Raw genomic sequence first — 24,504 nt, 5'->3', positions numbered from 1 at the left:
CATCATGCAGCACGAGCAGCTCGATTTGACCCAGGACATGGACCTTCCGCAGGAGATCGCCGAAGCGATCGTAAGCCCGCAGGCTTTCACCGACGCCGCCAAGATCGAGCAGATGTTCACCTGGATCCGCGCGAACAATCCGCTCGGCATTGCACGGCCGCAAGGGTTCATGCCCTTCTGGGTGGTGAGCAAGCATGCCGACGTGCTTGAGGTCACACGCCGCAACGACCTTTATGATTCCACCACCAAGCCGTTCATCCTCGGCGAGACTGAGGCGATTGAGCGGATGCGCGCAATCAATGATGGTGACGCCTTCCCGTTCAAGAGCCTGACTGGAACCGACGAGCCGGAGCATGGTGTGCTGCGCAAGCTCTTCACGCCTTTGTTCCAGAACCAGGGTATGAAGGCGATGGAACCGCGCGTGCGGGCGATCGCGCGCGCGCACATCGACCGCATGGTGGCGCTGGGCGGACGGTGCGATTTCGTCAACGATATCGCACTCGACTATCCGCTGCGCGTGGTGATGGATTTCATGGGCGTGCCCCCCGAGGATGAAGCGCTGATGGTGCAGATCACCAATGCGCTGTTCAGCGGCGACGACGACGAGATCATCGAGGCCGCCGCCGTGCTCACGCCCGCCGAGCAGGCCGAGCAGATGCGCGCGGCGTTCAAGCCGATGGAGGATTATTTCGCCGCGCTCACCCGCGACCGGATCGCGAACCCGCGCGAGGATGTCGCGACGCTGATCGCGAACGGCCGCGTGAACGGCGAGCCACTACCGCCGGATCGCGCGCTCGGCCATTATCTGAGCTTCGCGACAGCGGGCCATCACACAACCGCTTCGTCGCTCTCGGGGGCGATCCAGATCTTGTGCGAACAGCCGCAGCATCTGGAAACATTGCGTACCGATCCGTCGATCATTCCGGTCTTCGTCGAGGAGGCGCTGCGCTGGATCACGCCAGCCAAGCATTTCATGCGTTGCGCCACTGTCGAGACAGAATTGCGCGGCCGGACGATCCATGCCGGCGACTGGATGTATGTCAGCTATGCGTCCGCCAACCGCGACGAAGAGGCGTTCGAGGCGCCGTTCGAGTTCCGGCCGAACCGGAAGCCCATCAAGCATGTCTCGTTCGGATTCGGCGTCCACCAGTGCCTCGGCAACATGCTCGCCAGGCAGGAGATGCGCTTCTTCCTCGAGGATCTCGTTGCACGCATCAACATGCTTGCGCTCGACGGCGAGCCGGCATTGACCAAGTCACGCTGGGTGCAGGGGCTAAAGACGCTGCCGATCCGCTACAGTTTCAAATAGGCGGGTATCTCCATCAGGGCCTTCAGGTCATCGGGCGTATCGAGATCGAGTGCGAAACCCTCCCGCTTGATCACCTTGCAATCCAAATGCTGCAGCCGATGCAGAGAGAAGCTGTCGGTACCGAAAGAGAATTCGAGAAAGGTAGACGCTTTCAAGGCCAGACCATTGGTGCCGGTTCGATGTCGGTCGGGTGCAATCGCCAGTCCTTCTGAAGCCGCTTCGATCAGCGCGGCCACGTCCTCGGGCGTCAACAGCGGTAAGTCGGCGTGCAGCACGATCAGGTCGCCTGCGAGAAGCTTGCGGGCCTGTTCGAGCTCGAGATTGAGGCCCCGCCTGCCATCAGCCATCCAGTCGCCGCGCCAATCGGCGGGGCACTCGTCTGCGAGAACGACGATCCTGCCGATCGCAGGGACATGCGGCAGGACGTTTATGACATGGTGGAACATTCGGGCGCTGAGGACGGATCGTTCCTCTGCGGAAAGCAGTCGGGCGAGGCGGCTCTTGCGCTCGCCGCTCGTTTTGAGCGGGACAATCGCCGTCCAACTCATGACCGGATCGCGCGAGCGAGCTGGAGCGCTGCGCGGGCCACGAGGATGCGATCGCTGAGAGTCGTCATCAGCGTGTCGACTCGCGCCGAGGGAACCGGCAGATCCCGCAGCGGGTCACGTTCATCGACCAACATCGCATCGATCACGCCTGCATAATGCGTGGCGACGGCAGCCGCGGTGACGTCCAGCCCAAGCTCCTTCATCATCTTTGCGGTTGGGCCTTTCACTGCCTTGCCGCCGACGAGCGGGGACACGGCAATCACCGGCGCACGAGATCCCGCCAACGCTTCTTTGATACCCGGCACTGACAGGATCGGATCGACGCTCAGGAACGGATTGGAAGGCGCGATCAGCACGGCTTCGCAATCGGGGTTCGAAATCGCTTCGATGATACCCGGCCCTGGCCTTGCCGTGGCCGCGCCTTCAAAGCGAATCGCGCGGACGATCGGCTCACAGCGACGCCGCACGAAATAGTGCTGAAAGTCGAGAATGCCCTCGTCGGTCTCGACCTTGGTCGCGACAACATCGTCTGTCATGGGCAGCACCTGCGCCGCGATGCCCCATGCCGATGCGAAATCCGCAATGATCGTGGACAATGGATCGCCCCGCTGCCGTCTTTGGCTTCGCAACACGTGCAGTGCGAGATCTCCGTCACCGAGCTGAAACCAGTCCTCGCCGCCCAGCGATCGTAGCCCGCTCATGAATTCCCAGGTGTCGGCTTCACGGCCCCAGCCCTGCGCGGTATTGGCCTTGCCGGATAATGTATAGAGCAGCGTATCGACGTCAGGCGAGACAGAGAGCCCGAGGTGCTGGAAATCGTCGCCGGTATTGACGATGGCCGTCACTGATTTCGCCGGAATGGCGTGGCAGAGACCGAGCACCAATTTCGCCCCGCCGACGCCGCCGGTCAGGATGACGACCTGGCCGCTCAACGGAACAGATCTTCCTCGATCGGCCGCACGAGCGCGGCGGCCGGGGTGTCTGCCACTGTCCAGCTCAGCCCACGCACGAGCGCTGCCGGTATGCCTTCAGCGCCTTCGCCGGTGGCCAGGCCGGCGGCTGTCGCGATCATGTCGCCCAGCGCGATCTGGGTAACCTCAAGCGTTCGTCCATCACGATCGACGTCGCCACGGCGATCGACCAGCGATGGTATTCCGCTCGCGCCGATCGCGACACAGGTAACGCCATAACGCCAGGGTCGCCCGAAGCTGTCGGTGATCAGCACCGCTGGCGCCTCAGGCCAGATTGCCGCAAGCGCATTGCGCAGCCGCGCCGCCGAGGCATCGGCATCGACCGGTAGCAGCAGGGCCCTGTCACCATCGCCAGGGCCAAGGTTCGAGCGATCAATCCCCGCATTGGCCATGACGTGGCCCGATCGATGGCGCGCAATCAGTACGTTTGGCATTGCGCGCACTATATTTTGCGATTCCGCCAGAACGAGCTCGACGATGCGGGGATCCTTGCGCGTAATTTCGGCCAGTTCCAGCGCCTTTGGGCCGGGCGTCACCGTATCGAGGTCAACAAAACGGCCTTCGGCCTTGGACACGATCTTCTGGGTGACGGCCAGCACGTCCGATGCCAGCGGTATGATCCCAGCCGCATGGACGGCATTGGCGAGCGCCCGCGCCAGATCATCCCCGGGACGGACTTCACCAATGGACGGGAGCGGATGGATCTGGATCATGCGAACTATCAGGCCTCAGGGTTAGTCAGCTTTCCTGTGATGGTGATGCCGGCGCCGTCAACCTGATAGGTCTTGTTGATGAAGATGAGGATCGAAGTCAGCGCCTCGGCCGCCGCCGAATTGACGAGCGCACCGCCATGAATACCACGTAGGCCGGCGGCATTGGCGAGCTCGACGACTTGCGCTCGCGCGGCCTTGTCGTCGCCGAAGACCAGCACGTCGCACGCGATGTCCTGGTCCGTCGCCAGCTTGTGCGCGGCGACATTATGGAAGCCCGAGACGACGGTGACGTCCACACCCAGCGCGTTCTGCGCGCGGACTGCGGCGCTACCTTCTTCAGGAAGCTGTACCCGCATCACCTTCGGCGGGGCCAGCGGCACCGTGGTATCGACCACGATCTTGCCCTGAACGAATGGTTTGATCTCGGCGAGCGTCGCGTCCTGCGCTTGGAAGGGCACGGTAACGATCACGATGTCCCCCGCTTGCGCCGCATTCGCATTGCTCTTGCCGGTCACGCCGAAGCCGAGCTCGGCCGCCGCCTTCTGCGCATTTTCTGCCGACCGCGAGCCGATGATCACTTTGCGCCCTGCCTTGGCCAGCCGGCGCGCGATCGCCGCGCCCAGCTTGCCGGTCCCGCCCACCACGGCGATTACTGTTTCGTTCGTCATAATATCCTCTTCATTCGGCGGCTGTCATCAGCGCTGCGGCCGGCTGGTAAAGTGTCGTGCGCTGCATCGCAAAGCGACCCGCCGCCTCGGCGATTGCCGTCATGCGATCCGCGTCCCAGGCTTGGCCGTTGGTTCCGCCCGCCGCGCGCGTGATCGATTCGTCCATCAGCACGCCGCCAAGGTCGTTTGCGCCCGCTTGCAGCGCCGCGATCACGCCCTGTTCGCCAAGCTTCACCCAACTCGTCTGAATGTTGGAGATCAGCGGGTGCAACACCAGTCTTGCGACGGAATGCATCAGCAAAGACTCTCGTGCGCTTGGCCCGGACCGGGCCTGACCGCGCCGCCAGATCGGCGCTTCCATGTGCACGAACGGCAAAGGCACGAATTCGGTGAAGCCCCCGGTCTCGGACTGCAAATCACGAATCGCCAGCAGATGCCGCGCCCAGTGGGCATAGTGGTCTACATGACCGAACATGATCGTCGCTGTCGACCGAAGACCGATGGCATGGGCGGTTCGCATCACATCGAGCCACTCGGCTGTGTTCACCTTGTCCGGGCAGATGATCGTGCGCACTTCGTCGTCGAGAATCTCGGCTGCCGTCCCCGGCAGAGTTGCCAGGCCTTCTTTCTTGAGCATTGTCAAGAAGTCGTGCAGCGACAAGCCCAGCGTGCGCGCCCCGTGCGTCACCTCAAGCGGTGAGAAGGCATGGATGTGGATCGAGGGTGCCGCCGTGTGCACCGTGCGCAGCACATTTATATAGGTGTTGCCGTCATAGTCGGGATGAATGCCGCCCTGCAGGCAGACCTCGGTCGCGCCCCGGTCAGCGGCCTCTACAGCGCGCCGCGCCACCTCCTCGTAATCGAGCATATAGGCTGGACCGCGCAGGGCCTTTGCGGTCCCTTTCGAAAAGGCGCAGAAGCCGCATTTGTAAAGGCAGATATTCGTATAATTGATATTGCGGTTGACGACAAAGGTCACCGCATCGCCAATTGCCTGCCGCCGCAGTTCGTCGGCCGCACCGGTAATCAATTCAATGTCGGGACCGTCGGCTTCGAAAAGCCGGACGATGTCTCCTTCCTCAAGTCGCCCACCTTTGAGCGCGCGCGCCAGGATCTCCCGTATTCTGCCGGACTGGACAGTGACGCCCTCGCGCCGCTCGACAGGCATCGGCAAGGCCGTGCCCGAATGCCAGCCGTCCGTGATTGGCAACCCCCGCGCATCGACCGAGCGGCGTACCACCCGCGCCAGTGCAGGCTCCATCCATGCTTCGGGTTTGCGTGCAAAGGAAGGCCCGATCGCGAGGCGTTCGCGCAGCACCCGGCCCGCTGCGGAAGTCGCTCTGTCCAGCAAATCGAGGCGCGGCCAAGGCGCCTCCGGGTTCACATGGTCGGGCGTTACGGGAGACACGCCCCCCCAATCGTTGACACCGGCGCGCAGCAGCGCTGCAAGCTCATCGGGAGCATGTAAATTTGGCGGTGCCTGAATCACCATGTCCGGTCCAAGAATCAATCGAGCCACAGCGATGGTCCACAGATGTTCATCCAGCGACAGCTCTGGATGGTCGGCCATCTTCGTGCCGGGTTTGGCACGGAAGTTCTGGATGATCACTTCCTGAATATGGCGATGGCGCGCATGGCTGTTACGGATCGCCTGCAGTGCCTCTATCCGCTCGATACGAGTTTCCCCGATTCCGATCAGCAGGCCGGTCGTGAACGGCACCAGGGCCCGACCCGCCGCTTCGAGCGCCTCTAGCCGCCGCGCCGGCAGCTTGTCAGGCGAACCATAATGTGGACCGTCCTTATGCGACAGCCGCTCCGACGCGGTCTCCAGCATAAGGCCCATGGAGGCTGACACCGGACGCAGCGCCGCATAGTCGGCGTCGTCCATCAGACCCGCATTGAGATGTGGCAGCAGCCCAGTCTCGTCGAGCACGGCTTTCGCCATGGCACCGAGATAGGTCAGCGTGCTCCTGTAACCCATAGCCGCCAGCGCACTTCGTGCAGCACTGAAGCGGGCCTCGGGACGATCACCAAGCGTAAACAAAGCCTCACGGCATCCTGCCTCGGCGCCTGCGCGGGCGATCGCCAGCACCTCCTCGCGGCTTAGATAGGGCGAACGGATTTGACGCGGCGCCTTCGCGAACGTGCAATAATGGCAAACGTCTCGGCAGAGCGTCGTGAGTGGAATGAATACCTTGCGGGAATAGGTCACGACCGGACCAAACGATCCAATGGTCAGCCGTTCAGCATCGGAGACCAATGAGGATAGTGGGCGTTCAAGAAAATTCGATTCGCTTCCCAAAGTCATTCTTTCGCATAGCATTGGAGCAGCGCGGTGCTGTAATTCAGCATCCTGCGATCAGGATGAGGGCGGCATTGTCGCAACGATCAGTGTTTGCCTGTTTGAATTGGTGCTGGCAAGCCTGTTTGTCTGGTCAGTAGCGGTGGCCCGCCATTTCCTCGACGGATTTGAATTTCGCGGGTGGCGGATGACTCTGGAGATCCCTGAAAACTGAGCTAAGGCGTCACGCCCTGATACGGTCGACAGCTTGATGCCCTGTGCTCATTCCACCGTCATTATCGACAATCTTTGTAAATATACTGACCAACTGCTCAAATATGATAAACGAAAAATATGATAAACGAAATCGTCCAGTATGCGTAGCTGGCTTGAGCCCGGCGCGGCTCGGCACTGTATGCGGCGGCGGGGCGCGGCTACCCGCGCCACGAGATCGCCACCGCTATGACCGCATCGCCTACAAGCGGCGCTGGGGCATCGAAGGCTTCTTCGCCAAACCAGGGTCCGGACCCTAAAGCAGTGGCGTCTTATCGCTACCCGGTATAACATAATCGCTGTAAAATTCCTCGACTTCGTCAATTTCGCAAGCATTATACTTTTGGCAAGTAATTAAATCGTCTTTACCATTGAGTATTTCCCAGCCATCTCAAGAAATTCAGAAGCATGATCCCTCTATGTTCAGGGGGGGATATGGCAGGCCAATTTACGGTCAAAACAAGTCGAACAACAAACGGCTTAAACACAGAGACCGGTTCCGCCGCAGCCTTTCTTTCTGATGGTACATCTGATGGCATATGCCAAAATTCTTTGAATATAATACAATTATAATAAAGCAGTAGAACTGTTCCGTCATGCCCGTTGGGTCACCAGATACCGTCCATGGGCGTCCATTTTCGTCGCCAAGTGACTGTTTTTTTCATTATTTCTGTCATGGCGTCCGCAGGAATTCGGGTAAATCGATACCATGCCGCGTCAAGTCCATGGTACTTTTCCTGGTATCGAAATGCCCTCCTGAGGGAGGTGCCATGCGACTTTCGGCGCTGGCGATAACGTCGTCTTTGGATTTCGAGCACCCCTGCTGGAGATTTCGTCGCCGCTGCGTTACGAGCGCGGATCGTCGACAATGCAGAGACAGGCGGCAGGACAGCCATGGGCGGACCGAAAACGAAAACACCGGCCAGGCGAGGCGCGGGTTCGAAGACATCCGGCGCGGCGGAACCCAAGGTGCCTGTCCGTCCGTTCGGGGCGTCGAAGGTCACTGCGGGCGGTGAGCTGAAAATGTCGCTCGTCGAGCGCGTCTATCAGACACTGATGGCGGCGATGGACCGCGGTGAGCTGGCCCCCGGCAGCCGGATCATCGCTGCCGAGGTCGCGCAGCAACTCGATCTCAGCCGCGCGCCGGTGCGCGAGGCGCTGGCGGTTCTCGCGGGGCAGGGGCTCGTCGAACTGCTTCCTGATCGCGGTGCCGTGCTGCGCCCGATGAAGCAAAACGACCTTGCCGAGATGTACGAGGTTCTTGCCCCGATTGCCGCTCTGGGTCTCAAGGCCGCCGCCGCGCGCGCGCAGGACGCCGACAATCCGGATCTGATCCGCGCGGCCATGGCGGCGATCCGCAGCGCGGCGGCCAATCCTGCCGAAGGCATGGCCTTTTTCCACGCGCTGAACACCTTCCATTATGTGGCGAACGCCATCGCGCAAAAGCCCTACGTCGATTTCGTCATGCGTACGATGCAGATCGAGTACTGGAACCGGCTGCTTGTCGCAGCGATCGATCTCGACGCTCATGCGCCGCAGTATGTCACGAACTATCAAAGACTTACCGAAGCGCTGTTGGAGCGGGACTCGCGCAGTGCCGAGGCGATTATTCTGCATCATGTCGACTGGTGCATCGGGCTGCTGACCCCGTCCGACTAACATCGGTCCAAAATCGTCGACAATAAATAGCTTAAATATCACTAACGTGAACATAAAGTGATAAATCGTCGACGATTGTCTTGATTATCTTTTTGGCCTGTGCCTACATTGCGTCACGGCGAGGCGACGTGCCGGACCCGGGGAAGCAAAGGGGGGAGGATCATGGTCAGCCAATTCGCAGCGCGGGGTGCATCTGCAATCGTAATGGCGATTGCCATCGCATCTCCTGCTGCATTCGCTCAGGAGGCCGCGCAGACCGATAACGCGGGCGCAAGCGCCGCCGCAGGCTATGACGACGAGATTTTCGTGACCGCGACGCGCACCGGCGAAACCAGGTTGCAGGATACGCCGCTGGCGGTCACGGCGGTCAGCGCTGACACGCTCGATCGCGCCGGGATCAAGGACATCCGCGATCTCGTGTCGCTGGCGCCGGGTCTCCAGGTCACCCAGAACGCCACCTTCTCGCAGGTTTACATTCGCGGCGTCGGCTCGAACAATGTCTTCGGCGGTTCGGACCCATCGTCGACGATGCATGTCGATGGCATCTATCTCGCGCGCCCGGGCAGCTATCTCAGCAACTTCCTGGATGTCGAGCGCATCGAGGTGCTGCGCGGTCCGCAGGGGACGCTCTACGGCCGCAATTCCGTCGGCGGCACGATCAATGTCATCAGCCGCAAACCCGACGACGTCACGCGCGGCCGCGCGCAGCTGACCTATGGCAATTATGATTTCATGCGCGCCGAGGGCTATTTCAGCGGCCCCGTCGTGCCCGGCAAGATCGCGGCCTCGTTCTCGCTTCTGCGCTCGAAGCGTGATGGCTATCTTGGCAACGCGGTCGCCGGCGTCGGCGATATCGACGACGAGGATACCGTCGGCGGCCGGGTGCAATTGCGGTTCACCCCTGACAGCCGGCTCGACCTCGTGCTGCGCGCCGATTATCTCCATTCGGACGACGCTCTTGGCGGCTATGTCAAAATGCTCCAGCCGACCACCGATCCCGTGGCCAACAGCGTGCTCGGCGACTTCCGGACGGTTGCACTCAACATCCGCTCAGCCTCGAAGCGAACGCAATGGGGCACCTCTGCCGATCTGAGCTACGATCTGGGCGGCGCTACGCTGCAATCGCTCACCGGCTACCGCACGAACCGCCTGCAACAGGTCGGCGATACCGACGGCACTGCGCTCAACGTCCGCCGCACCGACCAGTTTGAAGGCCAGCGCCAGTTTTCGCAGGAGCTCAACCTGTCGGGCAATGTCGGCAATCTCTCGTATATTCTGGGCGCATATTACTTCGACGAGAACATCCAGGTGGACTCGTCGGTCACGACCTTCGCCGCAGATGTCCGCGCCAATTTTGCGCCGGTCATCGAAACCGCGGCGATCGCGGGCTTCGTCCAGGCCGACTACGCGCTTACCGATCGGCTCAGCCTGACTGCGGGCGCGCGCTATACCCGGGAGCGCAAGCGCTTCGACCAGACCGCCAGCCAGTTCTTCGTGACCACCGGCGGCTTTCGGCCCGGCTTCCCCGAAACCTATGCCCTGCGCGACGTCTATTCGGCATGGACCCCGAAGGTCGGCATTGAATTCCGGCCCGTCGACGATGTGCTGGTCTACGCATCGGCGACCAAGGGATTCAAATCTGGCGGCTTCAACTTTGCCAGCCGCAACCCCAGCCAGGGCTTCGATCCCGAAACGCTGTGGAGCTATGAGGCGGGCGTGAAGCTCGAAATGTTCAATCGTCTGTGGCGCCTCAACGCCACCTATTTCCATTACGATTATTCCAACCTGCAGGTGCAGTCGTTCCTGTCGCCCGGCGTGATCGATATCACCAATGCCTCCGATGCGACCGTCGACGGCGTCGAGGTCGAATCGCTGCTGCGGCCCGTGCAGGGCATCCAGATCGGCGCGAACCTCGCGTATCTCGATGCGGTCTATAAGAACTACACCACAGCGCTCGCACCGGGCAACGTCGTGTTCGATGCGTCGGGCAACCGCCTCAATCTTGCGCCGAAATGGGCGTATTCGGCCTTCGTCGATCTCGATCTGCCCGTCGGCAACGGGTCGATCATCGGCCGCGCGGAATACAGCCATCGCGGGCGCCAGTTCTTCACTGCCGGCAATGTCGGGCTCGATCAGCAATCGCCATACGGTCTGCTCAACGCCAGCCTCGGTTACGACTTCGGCGATAGCGGCCTTCGCGTCATGGTGTTCGGTCGCAATCTGGCCGACAAGGAGTATGTCACCAGCACGGCCAGCTTCGCGTCGGGCATCGTCGGGCGTGTCGGTGAGCCGCGTACCTATGGGCTGCGCGTCAGCGTTTCCTATTGATCCCGCACGCCGTGACCTCCAGCCACCAAGGCGAAAAGCGATCATGACCATCTTGATGACAGCGCCCATCGAAGGCCATTGTGACCCCGAATTCGCCGCGGTCGGCGAAGCGTTCGAAGCAAACTTCCGGGAACGCGGCGAACGCGGGGCTGCGGTCGCGGTGTACCGTGATGGCGTGAAATGCGTCGATCTTTGGGGGGGCTGGGCCGACAAGGCGCAGACCCGTCTCTGGCGGGAGGACACCATCATCTGCATGATGTCCGTGGGCAAGGGCATGGCGGCCTTGTGTCTGTGGATGCTGGCGGATCGCGGCGCGCTCGACATGGATCGGCCGGTGGCGCACTACTGGCCCGAATTCGCCGGCGGCGGCAAGGCGGCGATCACCGTGCGCACGCTGATTACCGGCAAGGCGGGTTTGTTGTTTGCCGATGCCGCCCCGGACGGCGCAGGCCTCGACTGGAAAGCGATGATCAGCGCCTACGAGGTTCAGGTTCCCGAATGGGAGCCCGGCACAGACCATGGCTATCACAGCTTCAGTGCGGGCTATCTGTTTGGCGAACTCGTCCGCAGGATCGATGGCCGGCGCATCGAGCGCTTCTTCGACGAAGAGGTCGCACAGCCGCTCGGCGCCAGTTACGGCTATGGCACACGCGGCGCACCCGATGAACAGGTCGCCGACGTAATCCCTAATCCCGACAGCCACACGTTCGTCCAGACCCGCGATCCCAGCACCAAGCTGGGCCGGGCGTGGCGGCAACGCCCACCATCGGACAATCCCTATAACGATGCCGCCTATCGCGAGGGCGTGATGCCTTCGAGCAACGGCCACGGAAATGCGCGTGCGGTGGCGCGCATCTATGCGGCGCTCGCGTGCGGCGGCACACTCGACGGGGTGCAACTGGTCTCGCCCGACACGATCGAGAAGATGCGCAGCGAGGCCTGGTTCGGCACCTGCGCGATGACGGACCGGGTGTTCCGCTATGGCCACGGCTTCTTCCTCAACGAGCCGAACATGTCCCCCATGGGCCCCAATGCGGGCAGCTTCGGTCATCCCGGCGCGGGCGGCGCGCTGGGTTTTGCCGACCCGGAAAACCGCATCTCGTTTGGTTACAGTCCTTCATTCATGTGCGCGGGCGGAGGGCTCGGCGAGCGCTGCGCGGCGCTGAGCGCGGCGGTGTACGTATGAGCGGGCGTTTTTCGGGAAAGGTGGCGCTGGTCACCGGCGGTAGTTCCGGTATCGGCGAATGCACGGCAAGGGCGTTGGCGGCCGAAGGCGCCGATGTCGCCATCCTCGCCAGCTCGTCGCTTGAAAAGGCGCAGGCGGTCGCCAGTTCGATCGTCGCAGCCGGCGGCAGTGCGCGCCCCTATCAGGCCGACGTGCGCAGCGCCGAAGCGATGAACGCGCTGATGGAGAGCGTCGAAGCCGATTTCGGCGGGCTCGACCTGCTCGTCAACGCGGCCGGGGTGTTCTACCCGACCCCTGTCGGCAGCACCGACGGCGCAAGTGCCGCGCGGATGATCGATATCAACGTCACCGGATTGTGGAACAGCATCGCTGCGGCAACCCCGCTGATGCAGCGCCGCGGCGGCGGCAGGATCGTCAACTGCGCGTCGACTGCGGCGATGATCGGCATCAACAGCCACGCGCTCTACTGCGCCAGCAAGGCGGCGGTGGTGATGATGACACGTGCGCTCACCGCAGAGCTTGCGCCGCTCCATATCGCCATCAATGCGGTCGCGCCGGGCAACACCGCCACGCCGATGAACGAGGACGTGCGCAACAATGCCGATGCGATGGCGGCGATGCAGGCGATGACGCCGAGCGGTGTGGCCTTCAGCGATGCCGACGCAATCGCCGGAGTCATTCTGTTCCTGCTCTCGAACGATGCGCGCGCGGTGCACGGCGCGACATGGCTTGCCGACGAAGGTATTTCGGCGGCGATCGGCTGATGACCGCAGCCTCGCCTCGGCTGTCCTCACCACCGTCGCTGATCGGCGGATGGTATCCATGGTATGTCGCCGGGATGCTGGCGGTGGCGCATCTCGTGTCGTTTGTCGATCGGTTCGTGCTCAGTCTGGTGATGGAGCCGCTCAAGCTCGATCTTGGCATTTCGGATACCGAACTTGGACTTCTCCAGGGCACGGGGTTCGTGATTCTGTATGTTGTCGCTGCGGTTCCGCTCGGGCGGCTGGCGGATCAGGTCAACCGCCGCAACCTCATCGTGGTTGGCATTGTCCTGTGGAGCATCGCAACTGCATTGTGCGGGCTGGCGGACAGCTTCGGCTCGCTCTTCCTCGCGCGGCTCGGCGTGGGCTTCGGCGAGGCGGCGCTGGTGCCTGCCGCGATGTCGCTGCTTGCGGCCTATTTCCGCAAGGAACAACTGGGCCGCGCGGTCTCGCTGTTCACAACCGGGGCGTCGCTCGGCAAGAGCGCGGCGATGATCGGCGGCGGCGCGGTGCTGGCCCTGCTGGTGGCTCAGGGTGGACTGATGCTGCCGGGGGTTGGCAATCTTCAGCCCTGGCAGGGCACCTTCGTAATCATGGCGCTTCCCGGCCTCGTGCTCGCGCTCGTCATAGCATTGACGCTGCGCGAACCACCGCGGGCTGAAGTCTCGGATCCGCGCGCCAGACCCGGCTTCGGTCCTGCGATCGCGCATGCCAGACAACACCGCGGCGCCTATATCCCCCATGTCGCGGCGTCGATCGCCGTGGTGCTGCTCGTCCAGACCATCGCGGCGTGGAGCGCGACCTTCTACGTGCGGCTGTTCGATATGACACCCTCGCAGGCCGGGCTGCTCGTGGGCGGGGTTATTCTGGTCGCCGGGCCCCTGGGGCACCTCAGCGGCGGCTGGCTGACCGACCGGTTTGCACGCAACGGCGCGCCGTCTCCGGCGGCGCCTGTGATGGCCATCGGTTTGCTCGGGGCTATCCCGGCGATGCTCGTGTTCGCGTTCAGCCGTGATGTCGCCACGTCGGTCATCGCATACGGCCTGCTCAATTTCTCGCTCACGATGGGCGCGCCCGCCTCACTTGCAGGCGTGCAGATGTTGACCCCGCCCGCGATGCGCGGTGTGGTGACGTCGGTGTTCCTCGCAATCGTGACGTTGGTGGGCATCGGCTTCGGTCCGCCGCTGGTCGGGGCGATCACAGATTTCGTGTTTGCCGATCCCGACAAGCTCAACCTCTCATTGCTCGCAATGGTGCTCGTCGTCGCCTGCTTCGGTGCAACGATGGCCATGGCCAGTCGCACGGCCTTCGGCAAGACGATGCGCGCACTCGGATAGTTTCTCTGCGGCATCCGCCGCCTCTCACGCCTTCTGGATAAAATTGGAGTCAATCGATGAAACGTACCGGGAAGGCGATCATCACCTGCGCGGTGACAGGATCGATCCACACGCCCAGCATGTCGCCCTATCTGCCCGTAACGCCCGACGAGATCGCCGAGCAGGCGATCGAAGCGGTCGAGGCGGGCGCGGCGGTGCTGCACCTGCATGCCCGAAACCCCGTCGACGGCAGGCCTTCGCCCGATCCAGCCCTCTACATGCAGTTCCTGCCACGGATAAAGCAGCAGACCGATGCCATCATCAACATCACCACCGGCGGTGCACCGGGCTTCAGCGAAGAGGACCGCATGGCCGGGCCGCTGGCCGCCAGCCCCGAGATGACCTCGCTCAACATGGGTTCGATGAACTTCGGCTTCTGGCCGCTCGCCGACAAGTTCGACTGGAAACACGAGTGGGAGCGCGAGCTCATGCTGGGCAGCAAGCGCTTCCCGGCCAACCACAATTTCGCGCTGATCGAGCGCATCATGACCGAACTGGGCGAGGGCCATGGCACCCGCTTTGAATACGAATGCTACGATATCGGTCATCTCTACAGCGTGAAGCATTTTGCCGACATCGGCCTTATCAAGCCGCCGTTCCTGATCCAGGGCATCTTCGGCATCCTCGGCGGGCTGGGCGCTGATCTCGAAAACTTCTTCCTGATGAAGCAGACCGCTGACCGTCTGTTCGGCGATGATTACATCATGTCGTGCTTTGCTGTCGGGCGTCCGCAGATGAAGTTCCTCGCGCAGTGCGCGCTGGTGGGCGGCAGTGTCCGCGTCGGTCTGGAAGACAGTCTGTACATCGGCAAGGGCGAACTTGCGGTCAGCAACGCCCAGCAGGTGCGCAAGGTCCGCCAGATCCTCGATGCACTTGATATTCCCATAGCCACTCCGAAAGAGGCGCGTGAGATGCTGGGCACCAAGGGCGGGGACAAGGTCGCTTTCTGATGCGCTTCGCAACCGATACCGGGGGTACGTTCACCGATCTTGTCGTCGAGGACGACGACGGCACCATCACGCTTCACAAGGCGCCAACCACGCCGTCAGATCCCGTGGCGGGTGTTCTTGATGCCCTGCGCGTCGCAGCGGACGCACGCGGCCTGACATTGGCGGGGATGCTGGCACGCGGCGACAGCTTCATTCACGGCACCACGCATGCGATCAATGCGATCATTCAGGGGCGCACTGCGCGCACCGCGCTGATCGTGACCACAGGGCACCGCGACATGCTGCTCTTTCGCGAGGGCGGGCGCACCGAACCGTTCAATCATGCGCATGCCTATCCCCAGCCCTACGTTCCGCGTGCGCTCACGTTCGAGGTTCCCGAAAGGATCATGGCCGGCGGTCACGTCGTGACTGCACTTGACGAAGCCGCCACGGCGCAGGTGCTCGATGCCATTGCGCGCGCCGACGTTGAGGCGATCGCGGTCGCGCTCTTGTGGTCGACGGTCAACCCCGTGCATGAAAACCGCATCGGCGAGATGATCGCGGCGCGCTTCCCGGACATGCCCTACAGCCTTTCGCATAGCGTCAACCCGACGCTGCGCGAGTTCCGGCGCGCGTCATCGGCGGCGATCGATGCGTCGCTCAAGCCGCTGATGGGCGCGTATCTCGGTAGCCTTGAGGCGCGGCTGGCGGACGCCGGTTTTGCCGGGCGGGTGATGGTGCTGACCAGCGCCGGCGGAATGGTCGATGCGCGCGAAGTCGCGGCGCAGCCGATTTCCGCGATCAATTCAGGGCCATCGATGGCCCCGGTGGCGGGCCGCCATTATGCGCGGCGCGAAGGCGGCTTCGACAGCGCCATCATCGCCGATACCGGCGGCACGACTTACGACATCAGCATCATCGCCGACGGCCGCGTCGCCATGACCCGCGATCTGTGGATCGGCGAGCCCTATCGCGGCCATTTGGCGGGCTATCCGTCGGTCGAGGTGAAAAGCGTCGGCGCGGGCGGCGGCAGCATCGCGCGCGTCGATGCCTCCGGACTGCTGCACGTCGGCCCGCAAAGTGCCGGCGCGATGCCGGGTCCGGTCTGCTACCAGCGCGGCGGCACATTGCCCACCGTGACAGACGCCTGCGTCGTGCTGGGCTATCTCGATCCCGACTTTTTTCTGGGCGGCAAGATGAAGCTCGATGCGCTCGGCGCGCGCCGCGCGATCGAGGCGCACATCGCCGCGCCGCTCGGCGTTTCGCTCGAGGAGGCGGCATGGTCGATCGTCGATCTTGCCACCGAAGCGATGGTGCAGGCGATTCAGGATCTCGTCGTCAATCAGGGCATCGATCCCGCCCGGGCGGTGCTGATCGGTGGCGGCGGGGCGGCAGGTCTCAATTCGACCTTCATCGCGCGGCGGCTCGGCTGTCCGCGTCTGCTCATCCCGGAAACCGGCGCTGCGATGAGTGCGGCAGGCGCGATGATGTCGGACATCACCGCCGAATTCGCCGCCACAGTATACAGCAACACCGCGCGTTTCGACAGCGATGCGGTGAGCGCGTCGGTGGCAGGGCTTGCGGCACGCGCCGAGGATTTCATCGCGCGCTCGGGCAGGCCTGGCGGCACGCAGTTCATCGCGGAGGCGCGCTATGAGGGGCAGGCGTGGGAAATCGACGTGCCCTTGCCCAAGGCCGACTTTTCGAGCCCTGGCGCAATAGCGGAGTTCCGCGCCCGCTTCGAGGCCGAGCACCTGCGGCTGTTCACCATCGTCGATCCGGCGTCGGAGATCGAACTGATCGGGCTGCGCGCCCGCGTGCAGTGTTCGGCGCGCGACGGCGAATCCGATTTCAAGCTCATGATGGAACAGACGGACGCTTCCCCTAGGGGCAGCCGCAGCGTGTACTTTGCAGGCGCCGGCCGGGTCGAAACCCCGGTCTGGCGGCTCGATGCGCTCGCGCCCGACCGGATGTTCGACGGTCCTGCGCTGATCGAATCCGACTTCACCACCATCGTCGTCGATCCGGCGGCACGCTTCTGGCGCTCGGCCCCAGGAGCGATCCTGATCGAGGAACGCCCCCTATGACTTCGGCCAGCTTCAACGGCGCGCAAATGGCAGTCTTGCGCAGCCGCCTCGACGGTGTCGTGCGGGCGATGTCGAACACGCTCTTGCGCACCGGGCGATCGGGTGTGCTCAACCGCGCGCGCGATTTTTCGTGCTGTATCCTGACGCAGGGCGGCGATCTCGTTACCGCCGCCGACAGCCTTCCGATCCACGTTCTTTCCGGGCCGGACCTGATGGTCAAATCGGTGATGGATTTCCATCCCGATCAGCGGCCGGGCGATGCCTTCCTGCACAATTCGCCCTATCACGGCTGCTCGCACCCTGCCGATCTCTCCGTGATTGCGCCGGTGTTCGATGGCAGCGGACGGCACCGCTTCACCCTGCTCGCAAAGGCGCACCAGGCCGATATCGGCAACTCGCAGCCGACAACCTATATGGGCGAGGCGACCGACGTTTATAACGAGGGCGCGCTGATCTTTCCGGCGGTGCAGGTGCAGCGCGGCTGGCAGGACATCGACGACATCATCCGCATGTGCAAGGTGCGCATCCGCGTGCCGCAGCAATGGCACGGCGATTACCTCTCCACCGTCGGCGCGGTCCGCGTTGGTGAACGCAACCTCACCGCGCTGGCCGAGGACATCGGCTGGGATCGGCTGGAGGACTTCGCCGCGCAGTGGTTCGATTATTCCGAGGCCCGCATGGCCGAGGCGATTGCGGCGCTGCCCGCAGGCAAGGTCAGCGGCTCCTCGACTCACGATCCCTTTCCGGGGCTTCCCGCCGAGGGCGTTCGGATCACTTCCCATATCACGGTCGATCCCGATCAGGGCCGGGTGACGGTCGATCTCGCTGACAATCCCGATTGCATGCCGTGCGGCATGAACCTTTCCGAAGCCTGCGCGCGGACCGCCGCGATGATCGGGGTGTTCAACAGCATCGATTATCAGGTGCCCAAGAATGCCGGATCCTTCCGGCGGATCGACGTGTTGCTGCGCGAAGGCTGTATCGCCGGCATCCCTGTCCATCCGTTCTCCTGCTCGGCAGCGACCACCAACATCGCCGATCGGGTGGCGAATTCGGTGCAGACCGCGCTGGCCGGGTTGCAGGACGGCATCGGAATGGCCGAGGTCGGAGCGGTGATCGCGCCGTCGGCAGGGGTCGTTTCGGGAATCGATCCGCGCAGCGGCAAGGCGTTTGTCAATCAGGTGTTCCTGGGCATGAGCGGCGGGGCGGCGAGCCCTGGTGCCGATGCATGGTGGACGGTCGGTCATGTCGGCAATGCCGGTTTGTGCTGCATCGACGGCGTCGAGCACGCCGAGATCATCCAGCCGATCATCATCCACCGGCGCGCGTTCGTGCCGGACAGCGAAGGGGCGGGACGCACCAATGGCGCGCCGTCGACCGTTATCGAGTTCGGCCCCGTCGGCGGCGCCATCGACATCGGCTATCTTTCCGATGGGCATGTCAACGCGCCTGTCGGCGTGCGGGGCGGCGGTGCCGGCGGCGGCGCCGACCAGCATATCATCCATCTCGACGGCAGCAGCGAACGGCTTGCCGCCTGCGCGCAGGTGCATGTCGAGGACGGCGAGCGCATCCTGGCAGTCTCTTGCGGCGGCGGCGGTTACGGATCGCCGTTCGAACGAGCGCCCGAAACCGTCCTTCGCGATATGGCCGAGGGCCTGATCAGCGCGGAGCGGGCGCGCACGGTCTACGGCGTCGCCGCCCGGCCGGACGGCAGCCTCGACAGCGAGACCACCAGACAATTGCGGGAGCCGGCAGCATGAATGATCTTTCAGGCGGCACGCGTCATGTGGCGGTGACCGCAGGCGCAGCGAATATCGGCCTCGCCATCGCGCATATCTTTGCCGATGGGGGCTGGAAGGTCAGCATCTGCGACGTCGATCGCACGGCGATCGACAGCGCGTGCCAGGCAAGGCCGGAAATTGCCGGGCACTGCGTCGACGTCGCCGACGCCGATGCGGTCGCGGCGTTCGCGGCCGCGATCGGCCCGGTCGATGTCCTCATCAACAACGCCGGGGTGGCAGGACCGATCGGGGATATCGAGACCAACACGTCCGATGACTGGGCCCGCTGCTTCGCAGTCAATGTGCAGGGCGCGTTTCACATGGTGCGCGCGTTCGTTCCGGCGATGAAGCGCGCGGGCGCAGGCGCGATCATCAACATCTCGACCGCCTCGGCGATCACCGGATTGCCGGGGCGGACCGCCTATGTCGCATCGAAATGGGCGATTGAGGGAATGACCCGCAACCTGGCGCGCGAACTCGGTCCTGCCGGTATCCGGGTCAACGCGATCCGTCCCGGCTTCATGGATACCGAGCGGATGCGGATGCTGATGGCGCGCGCTGCCGAGGCGCGCGGCGTTTCCGTTGCCGATGTCGAGGCCGAGGCGCTCGGCTTCATCTCGCTCAGGACCAAGATCCAGCCGTCGGAAATCGGTGAAACGGCGTTGTTTCTGGCGTCGGATGCTGCGCGGCACATCACCGGACAGATCATCGGCGTCGATGGCAATTGCGAATGGGAAGGCTGAATCATGGCTCGGATAAGATCGCTTACGATCGAGGAACTCGCCTCCCGCGGCATCGACACCAGCCCCTTTCTCGCGGATTTTGCCGAGCTGCCCGGCAGCATCACGACGCTCGGCTACCGCCCCGATATCTTGCAGGCAACGCTGGGCCTGTGGACGGCCATCATGGGAGCGGGGCGCGTTTCCGCCGATCTCAAATACATGGCGGGTCATGTCGCCAGCATGTCGGCAGGATGCCAGTATTGTTCTGCGCACACGGCCAGCAACGCTGCAAGCAGCGGCGCGTCGGTCGAAAAGATCGCGGCAATCTGGGACTATGAGCGCAGCGATCTGTTCTCCGATGCAGAACGCGCAGCGCTCGACTTCGCGATCCTCGCGGGGCAATCCCCTTCAGGCGTGACCGACGCCACAATGGACCGCCTCGCGCTGCATTTTGACGAGCAGCAGATTGTTGAACTGCTCGCGGTAATTGCGCTCTACGGGTTCTTCAACCGATGGAACGACAGCCTCGCCACCACACTTGAGGAGACCCCTCGGCGATTCGGCGAAATGCATTTGGCGGCGCAAGGTTGGAGCATTGGCAACCACAAATCCTGATAGCGTTCATTTGAGAACGTATTGGACGTTCGAAAAAAACCGGTCTGTTCCCCAACCAGCGATGTGCTATGCCTTGCCAGCAGATTTGGTGGGCAGGCCGAGCGTGAATTTGGTGCCGCCGCCCGGTCGCGGTGCCACGCTTATCGTGCCGCCGTGGGCGATCATGACCTGACGCGTCAGCGCCAGTCCAACGCCGCTGCCCTCCGGCTTCGTCGTGTAAAAGGGGACGAATATTTTCTCCGCCACGTCGGCCGGGATGCCCGTTCCATTGTCCGCGACCTCGATGTACGCCGCGCCGTTATTGTCCAGCCCTGCCTTCAACGAAACGGTCGGACGCCGCTGTTCAGCTGTCGCTTCCTGTGCGTTTTTCAGCATGTTGATCAGCACCTGCTCCATTAGGGCGGGATCAACCGCAAGCCGCAGGTTGCGTGGGCTGATCTCCACGCGCAGATCTAACGTCTCTTCTGCCCATTGGGGGGCGTATAACGCGGTAATCTGGGCGAACAGATCTTCTGCGAGAATCGATTTCACTTGCGGCGGCGGAATGTGCATCAACTGCCGATAGTTGGAAACGAACTTCGTCAGCTTTTCAGAACGGGCGGCGATCGTTTCGACGGCATTTCTGATGTCCTCGTGACTGCCCTTTTCCGATCCCGCATCGACGTCCCTCATCAATGTCGCCGCCGTTTGCGCCAGAGAGCTGATGGGCGTTATCGAGTTCATGATTTCGTGCGTCAGCACCCGCACCAGATCCTGCCATGCCTCAAGCTGCGCCACGTCAAGTTCGCTTTGAATATTTTGAATGCTGATGAGCTTTTCGCTACCCTCCCGTGTCACGATCTGCGTGGCAGCCAAAGTCACGCGTTGACGGGTACTATCCACAATGATGGTCGCGAGACGCCGCTCTCCGGGGCGTATGTCTTCGATCTGACGGCACAGATCCTCGCCAAACGGGTCAAGCCCGGAAAGCGCTTTCACCGCGACGCCGTGGAACTGCCGTCGGGCGGCGCGATTCCACAGTGTCAGCGTCCGGTTGGAATGAAGGGAAATGAGAGGAACGGGAACCTGTTCCAGCAGAGCCTTGTACCGCGACAGCTCTCTCTCCTGCGCAACGCGGGCTTCCTGAAACTGCGAGAATATCCCGTTCAATGCGGCGCCGAGTTCTCCGAAGCCCGAGCCCAGCCGTCCGAGTTCGAACCTTTCGCCATAGTCCTCATAACGGGCGGCCTCGTGGAAGCGTGTGAGCTCGAAATTGGTTCGCGATACAAAGCGGATCATTTCGAAGATCAAAGCGCTCGTCACGATGAACGCGAAGAGCGCGCTCGCCTGGTAGCCGGACAGGACGGAGAGGCGTATGAATGCAAAGGAGGATACCGCCAGCAAGATAAGGCGCACGGTCAGCCCCACGGAAAACCTTCCCCTAAATCCCATGCTTTTCCATCCTTCGGTAAAGAGCGGCACGTGTCAGGCCCAGTTCCTTCGCCGTGTGGCTGATATTGTAGCGGTGCTTTTGCAGTGCCGCCCGAATAGTCCGCGATTCGATCCGCTCCAGGTTCAGGTCCGTATGCTCCTCATTTGGAGAGGCAGGCGCGGTTCGGATATCGGGTGCCAACTGGAAATCAGCGGGGGAGAAACTGTCGCTGTCTCTGGCAGACAGAACGACGGCCCGTTCTATGGCGTGACGCAGTGCGCGGACGTTTCCAGGCCACGAATGCTGTGTCAGCGCCGCGAGCGTACCGGCCGTGAAGCGTTTCTCCGGGACCGAGTATTTGCGGCAGTAGAATTTCGCATAATAATACGCAATCTCCGCAATATCCTCGGGCCGCTCTCGGAGCGGCGGCAGCGTGATTTCGACCGTATTCAGCCGGAACAACAGATCCTGGCGGAAAAACTCCTTGTCGTGCAATTTGGCGGCGGAGACGTTCGTCGCAGCGATGATGCGAACGTCGATCGGCGTGGGCCGGTTGGCGCCGACGGGTGTTACTTTCCGCTGCTCAAGCACGGTCAGCAGCTTCGTCTGTAGATGGAGCGGCAGGTTGCCGATCTCGTCAAGAAACAGCGTGCCGCCTTCTGCCGCCTGGAATTTCCCGATGCGCGTTTCCGCCGCGTCGGTGAAGGCGCCCTTCTTGTGGCCGAACAGTTCCGATTCAAACAGGGATTCGGTGAGCGCACCCAGGTCAATGGACATGAAGATACCGCCGGCCCGGGGGGACGTGTCGTGCAGCGCGCGCGCGGCCAGTTCCTTCCCTGTGCCGTTCTCTCCCAGCAGAAGGACGTTTGCCTCCGTCGGCGCCGCGCGTTCGATCAGGGAGATGACCGCCCTCATCGATGCGCTGTTCCCCAGCATTTCCTGTCGAGGGCCTTGCGCTGATTGAGAGACGACCTGACTTGCCTGCGCAAGCCTTTCGGTTTCCCGGCGGCTGCTCCGCAAGCGCACTGCCGCCGACAGGGTCGCGACGATTTTCTCGTTCTGCCAGGGCTTGATGACGAAATCTGTGGCGCCTTGCTTCATCGCCTTGACGGCAACATCGGCATTTCCATGCGCGGTGATCATCACGACAACGGCGTTTGGATCGGCCTTCTGTATCTTTTGAAGCCAGAACAGGCCTTGTTCACCTGCTGATTCCCCCGGCCCGAAATTCATGTCGAGCAAAAAAGCGTCGAAATCATGCTGCGCCATCAGATCCGGGATGTGGGCCGGATTATCACAGGTGATAATTTCCCCGAAGTGCCGCTTCAGAAGCAGTTTCCCGGCAACCAGAATATCCTGATCATCATCGACAATCAGGAGCTTGGTGTCGTCCCAGCCCGTCTGCATCTGTCCTCCGGTAAGTCAAATCGTTCGAAATCGTACAGTCAATGTTCGATTATGGACAGTCCTGGCGGCCAAATAAACAAAACCGCGCGCTTTTCCGCGCTTGGCACATCCCTTGCTCATTCGGCGCGAAGATAGGCTTGCGAAGGGGGATGAGGGTGCGGCGCTGGGGCGGTCATGAGCGATAACGTCACAAACGATGACGAATCCTCCCAGTCGAAAGAGTCTATGCGCGCCATTTCCGGGGCAGGAATGGACCGCCGGGTTGAAGGCAAGAAGAAGCCTTGGCGGATCATGGCCATTGCCGGAGCGGTGGCAGTGCTCGCGTTCCTGGCGTTCTTGCTGCTGGATGTTGCGGATGGCCGGAATCTCTCGGTAAGCGCGGACCGCGTAACAATTTCCAAGGTCGTTCGCGGCAAGTTTGAGGACTTCGTACCCATTCGCGGCAGGGTGACCCCGCTCAACACCGTGTATCTCGATGCCATTGAGGGCGGGCGCATAGAGCGTATTCTGGTCGAGGACGGCGCCCAACTCGAAGAGGGCGATCTGATCGTCGAGTTATCCAACACGACCTTGCAACTAGATGTCACCCGAAACGAGGCGGTCGTTACGGAACAGCTCAACAACATCCGCAGGATCGAGCTCGAGCTGGAACAGAACAGGCTTTCTCATAAGCGCAATCTGATCGAAATAAATTATCAGATGAGCCGACTGGAAAAGAAGTTCGCGCGCGAGCAAAAACTGATGGAAAGCCGGACGATTTCTCGCGTGCAGCTGGAAAATACACTGGACGAGCTGGAATATTACCGAAACCGGCGGATGGTGACGTTGGAAAGCCAGAAAACGGATGCGCGCTTGCAGGACGCGCAGCTTGTTTTTCTGACAGGCGCAGGAGCGCGGCTGGAACGGAACCTCGAACTGTCGCGCAAAAACCTCGACGCTTTGAATGTGCGCGCGCCGGTCGCAGGAACGCTGTCGGGCTTCAATATCGAAGTCGGGCAGAGCATCGCGGCGGGCGGCAGGCTGGGCCAGGTCGACGATGCAGACGATTACAAGGTTGTTGCGAGTATAGACGAATTCTATCTCGACCGGATTGATATCGGGCAGCTGGCCGTCTTCGAGCGGGGCGGAAAGACATATACGCTGCGCGTCAACAAGATCTATCCGCAGGTAAAGAACGGCCAGTTCGAAGCTGATCTGGTCTTCAGCGGGCAACAGCCCGATGGCATTCGCCGCGGTCAAACGCTGCAGGCGAAACTGACGCTCGGGGATCCCGAAGACGCGGTCCTAGTGCCGAACGGCCCGTTTCTTCAAGATACAGGCGGAAACTGGATATTCGTCGTCGCACCCGATGGTGGCGAGGCCATCCGCCGCAATGTGCGTCTAGCCCGTCTTATTCACCGGGAGCATGGGATGGGGTTGGCGGACGTGGTGTAAGTTACTGATCTGGAATAGAGAACGGGTGCTTACGCCATCCCTCTA

At 62.4% G+C, this 24,504-nt stretch carries 19 protein-coding genes and 1 pseudogene; 13 read left to right on the top strand and 7 right to left on the bottom strand.

The features are described 5' to 3' along the window. Positions 1–4 precede the first annotated feature (4 nt). Complete coding sequence (locus tag GGQ98_RS06035) at positions 5–1,309, top strand: cytochrome P450 (protein ID WP_184066601.1); 1,305 nt, start codon at positions 5–7, stop codon at positions 1,307–1,309. Here the strand turns inward: GGQ98_RS06035 and cofC are convergent. From cofC to cofH, 5 genes are read right to left on the bottom strand one after another with little or no spacing between them, the layout of a single operon-like run. Further along, complete coding sequence (gene cofC / locus GGQ98_RS06030) at positions 1,294–1,857, bottom strand: 2-phospho-L-lactate guanylyltransferase (protein ID WP_184066599.1); 564 nt, start codon at positions 1,855–1,857, stop codon at positions 1,294–1,296. The genes GGQ98_RS06035 and cofC overlap by 16 nt on opposite strands. Then, positions 1,854–2,789 carry a 2-phospho-L-lactate transferase gene (gene cofD / locus GGQ98_RS06025; protein WP_184066597.1) on the bottom strand — a complete coding sequence of 312 codons (936 nt, stop codon included), beginning with the start codon at positions 2,787–2,789 and terminating at the stop codon, positions 1,854–1,856. The genes cofC and cofD overlap by 4 nt, the downstream gene beginning before the upstream one ends. Next, entirely contained in the window at positions 2,786–3,541 is a 756-nt protein-coding gene (gene cofE, locus GGQ98_RS06020; protein ID WP_184066595.1) for a coenzyme F420-0:L-glutamate ligase, read from the bottom strand. The genes cofD and cofE overlap by 4 nt, the downstream gene beginning before the upstream one ends. Positions 3,542–3,549: 8 nt before the next feature. Further along, positions 3,550–4,209, bottom strand: coding sequence for an NADPH-dependent F420 reductase (gene npdG / locus GGQ98_RS06015; RefSeq protein ID WP_184066593.1), 660 nt, complete (start codon positions 4,207–4,209; stop codon positions 3,550–3,552). 10 nt (positions 4,210–4,219) lie between these two features. Continuing rightward, the gene (cofH, locus tag GGQ98_RS06010) at positions 4,220–6,517 is read right to left on the bottom strand and encodes a 5-amino-6-(D-ribitylamino)uracil--L-tyrosine 4-hydroxyphenyl transferase CofH (protein ID WP_243451729.1); all 2,298 of its coding nucleotides are present in this window, start codon (positions 6,515–6,517) and stop codon (positions 4,220–4,222) included. A 392-nt stretch (positions 6,518–6,909) separates the two neighbouring features. Between cofH and GGQ98_RS18915 the strand changes: the two are divergent. The 11 genes and pseudogenes from GGQ98_RS18915 to GGQ98_RS05960 form a co-directional block, all read left to right on the top strand. After that, positions 6,910–7,121, top strand: a pseudogene (locus tag GGQ98_RS18915) (hypothetical protein); the annotation flags it as partial. Between the two features lie 536 nt (positions 7,122–7,657). Then, positions 7,658–8,422, top strand: coding sequence for a GntR family transcriptional regulator (locus tag GGQ98_RS06005; protein WP_184066589.1), 765 nt, complete (start codon positions 7,658–7,660; stop codon positions 8,420–8,422). A gap of 162 nt (positions 8,423–8,584) precedes the next feature. Next, entirely contained in the window at positions 8,585–10,750 is a 2,166-nt protein-coding gene (locus tag GGQ98_RS06000) for a TonB-dependent receptor (RefSeq protein WP_184066587.1), read from the top strand. A gap of 43 nt (positions 10,751–10,793) precedes the next feature. Then, positions 10,794–11,936: a serine hydrolase domain-containing protein gene (locus tag GGQ98_RS05995; RefSeq protein ID WP_243451728.1), complete on the top strand. Its 1,143-nt coding sequence runs from the start codon at positions 10,794–10,796 to the stop codon at positions 11,934–11,936. Further along, positions 11,933–12,700 (top strand): SDR family NAD(P)-dependent oxidoreductase, encoded by a 768-nt coding sequence (locus tag GGQ98_RS05990; protein ID WP_184066585.1) that lies wholly within the window; start codon positions 11,933–11,935, stop codon positions 12,698–12,700. Before GGQ98_RS05995 ends, GGQ98_RS05990 begins: the two co-directional genes overlap by 4 nt. Beyond that, entirely contained in the window at positions 12,700–14,034 is a 1,335-nt protein-coding gene (locus GGQ98_RS05985) for an MFS transporter (RefSeq protein ID WP_184066582.1), read from the top strand. The genes GGQ98_RS05990 and GGQ98_RS05985 overlap by 1 nt, the downstream gene beginning before the upstream one ends. A 56-nt stretch (positions 14,035–14,090) precedes the next feature. Beyond that, positions 14,091–15,023 carry a 3,5-dioxohexanoate:acetyl-CoA acetone transferase gene (gene kce / locus GGQ98_RS05980; protein WP_184066579.1) on the top strand — a complete coding sequence of 311 codons (933 nt, stop codon included), beginning with the start codon at positions 14,091–14,093 and terminating at the stop codon, positions 15,021–15,023. Then, complete coding sequence (locus GGQ98_RS05975; RefSeq protein ID WP_184066575.1) at positions 15,023–17,089, top strand: hydantoinase/oxoprolinase family protein; 2,067 nt, start codon at positions 15,023–15,025, stop codon at positions 17,087–17,089. The genes kce and GGQ98_RS05975 overlap by 1 nt, the downstream gene beginning before the upstream one ends. Beyond that, entirely contained in the window at positions 17,086–18,849 is a 1,764-nt protein-coding gene (locus GGQ98_RS05970) for a hydantoinase B/oxoprolinase family protein (RefSeq protein ID WP_184066572.1), read from the top strand. Before GGQ98_RS05975 ends, GGQ98_RS05970 begins: the two co-directional genes overlap by 4 nt. Continuing rightward, positions 18,846–19,613, top strand: a complete 768-nt coding sequence (locus GGQ98_RS05965) for an SDR family oxidoreductase (protein WP_184066569.1) — start codon at positions 18,846–18,848, stop codon at positions 19,611–19,613. The genes GGQ98_RS05970 and GGQ98_RS05965 overlap by 4 nt, the downstream gene beginning before the upstream one ends. A gap of 3 nt (positions 19,614–19,616) precedes the next feature. After that, the gene (locus GGQ98_RS05960; protein WP_184066567.1) at positions 19,617–20,207 is read left to right on the top strand and encodes a carboxymuconolactone decarboxylase family protein; all 591 of its coding nucleotides are present in this window, start codon (positions 19,617–19,619) and stop codon (positions 20,205–20,207) included. A gap of 66 nt (positions 20,208–20,273) precedes the next feature. Here GGQ98_RS05960 and GGQ98_RS05955 read toward each other — a convergent pair whose 3' ends face one another. Further along, a complete protein-coding gene (locus GGQ98_RS05955) occupies positions 20,274–21,614 on the bottom strand; it encodes an ATP-binding protein (protein ID WP_207791282.1) in 1,341 nt (446 codons plus the stop codon). Between the two features lie 13 nt (positions 21,615–21,627). Next, positions 21,628–23,025 (bottom strand): sigma-54-dependent transcriptional regulator, encoded by a 1,398-nt coding sequence (locus tag GGQ98_RS05950; protein WP_184066561.1) that lies wholly within the window; start codon positions 23,023–23,025, stop codon positions 21,628–21,630. A 174-nt stretch (positions 23,026–23,199) separates the two neighbouring features. On the opposite strand from GGQ98_RS05950, the gene GGQ98_RS05945 reads away from it, so the two are divergent. Beyond that, a complete protein-coding gene (locus GGQ98_RS05945; RefSeq protein ID WP_184066558.1) occupies positions 23,200–24,459 on the top strand; it encodes an efflux RND transporter periplasmic adaptor subunit in 1,260 nt (419 codons plus the stop codon). The last annotated feature ends 45 nt before the right edge of the window (positions 24,460–24,504 follow it).

This window comes from Sphingosinicella soli (assembly GCF_014199685.1).
Taxonomy (GTDB): domain Bacteria; phylum Pseudomonadota; class Alphaproteobacteria; order Sphingomonadales; family Sphingomonadaceae; genus Sphingosinicella; species Sphingosinicella soli.
The sequence above is the reverse complement of the archived record's forward strand: the minus strand, read 5'-3'. Positions and strand labels throughout refer to the sequence as shown.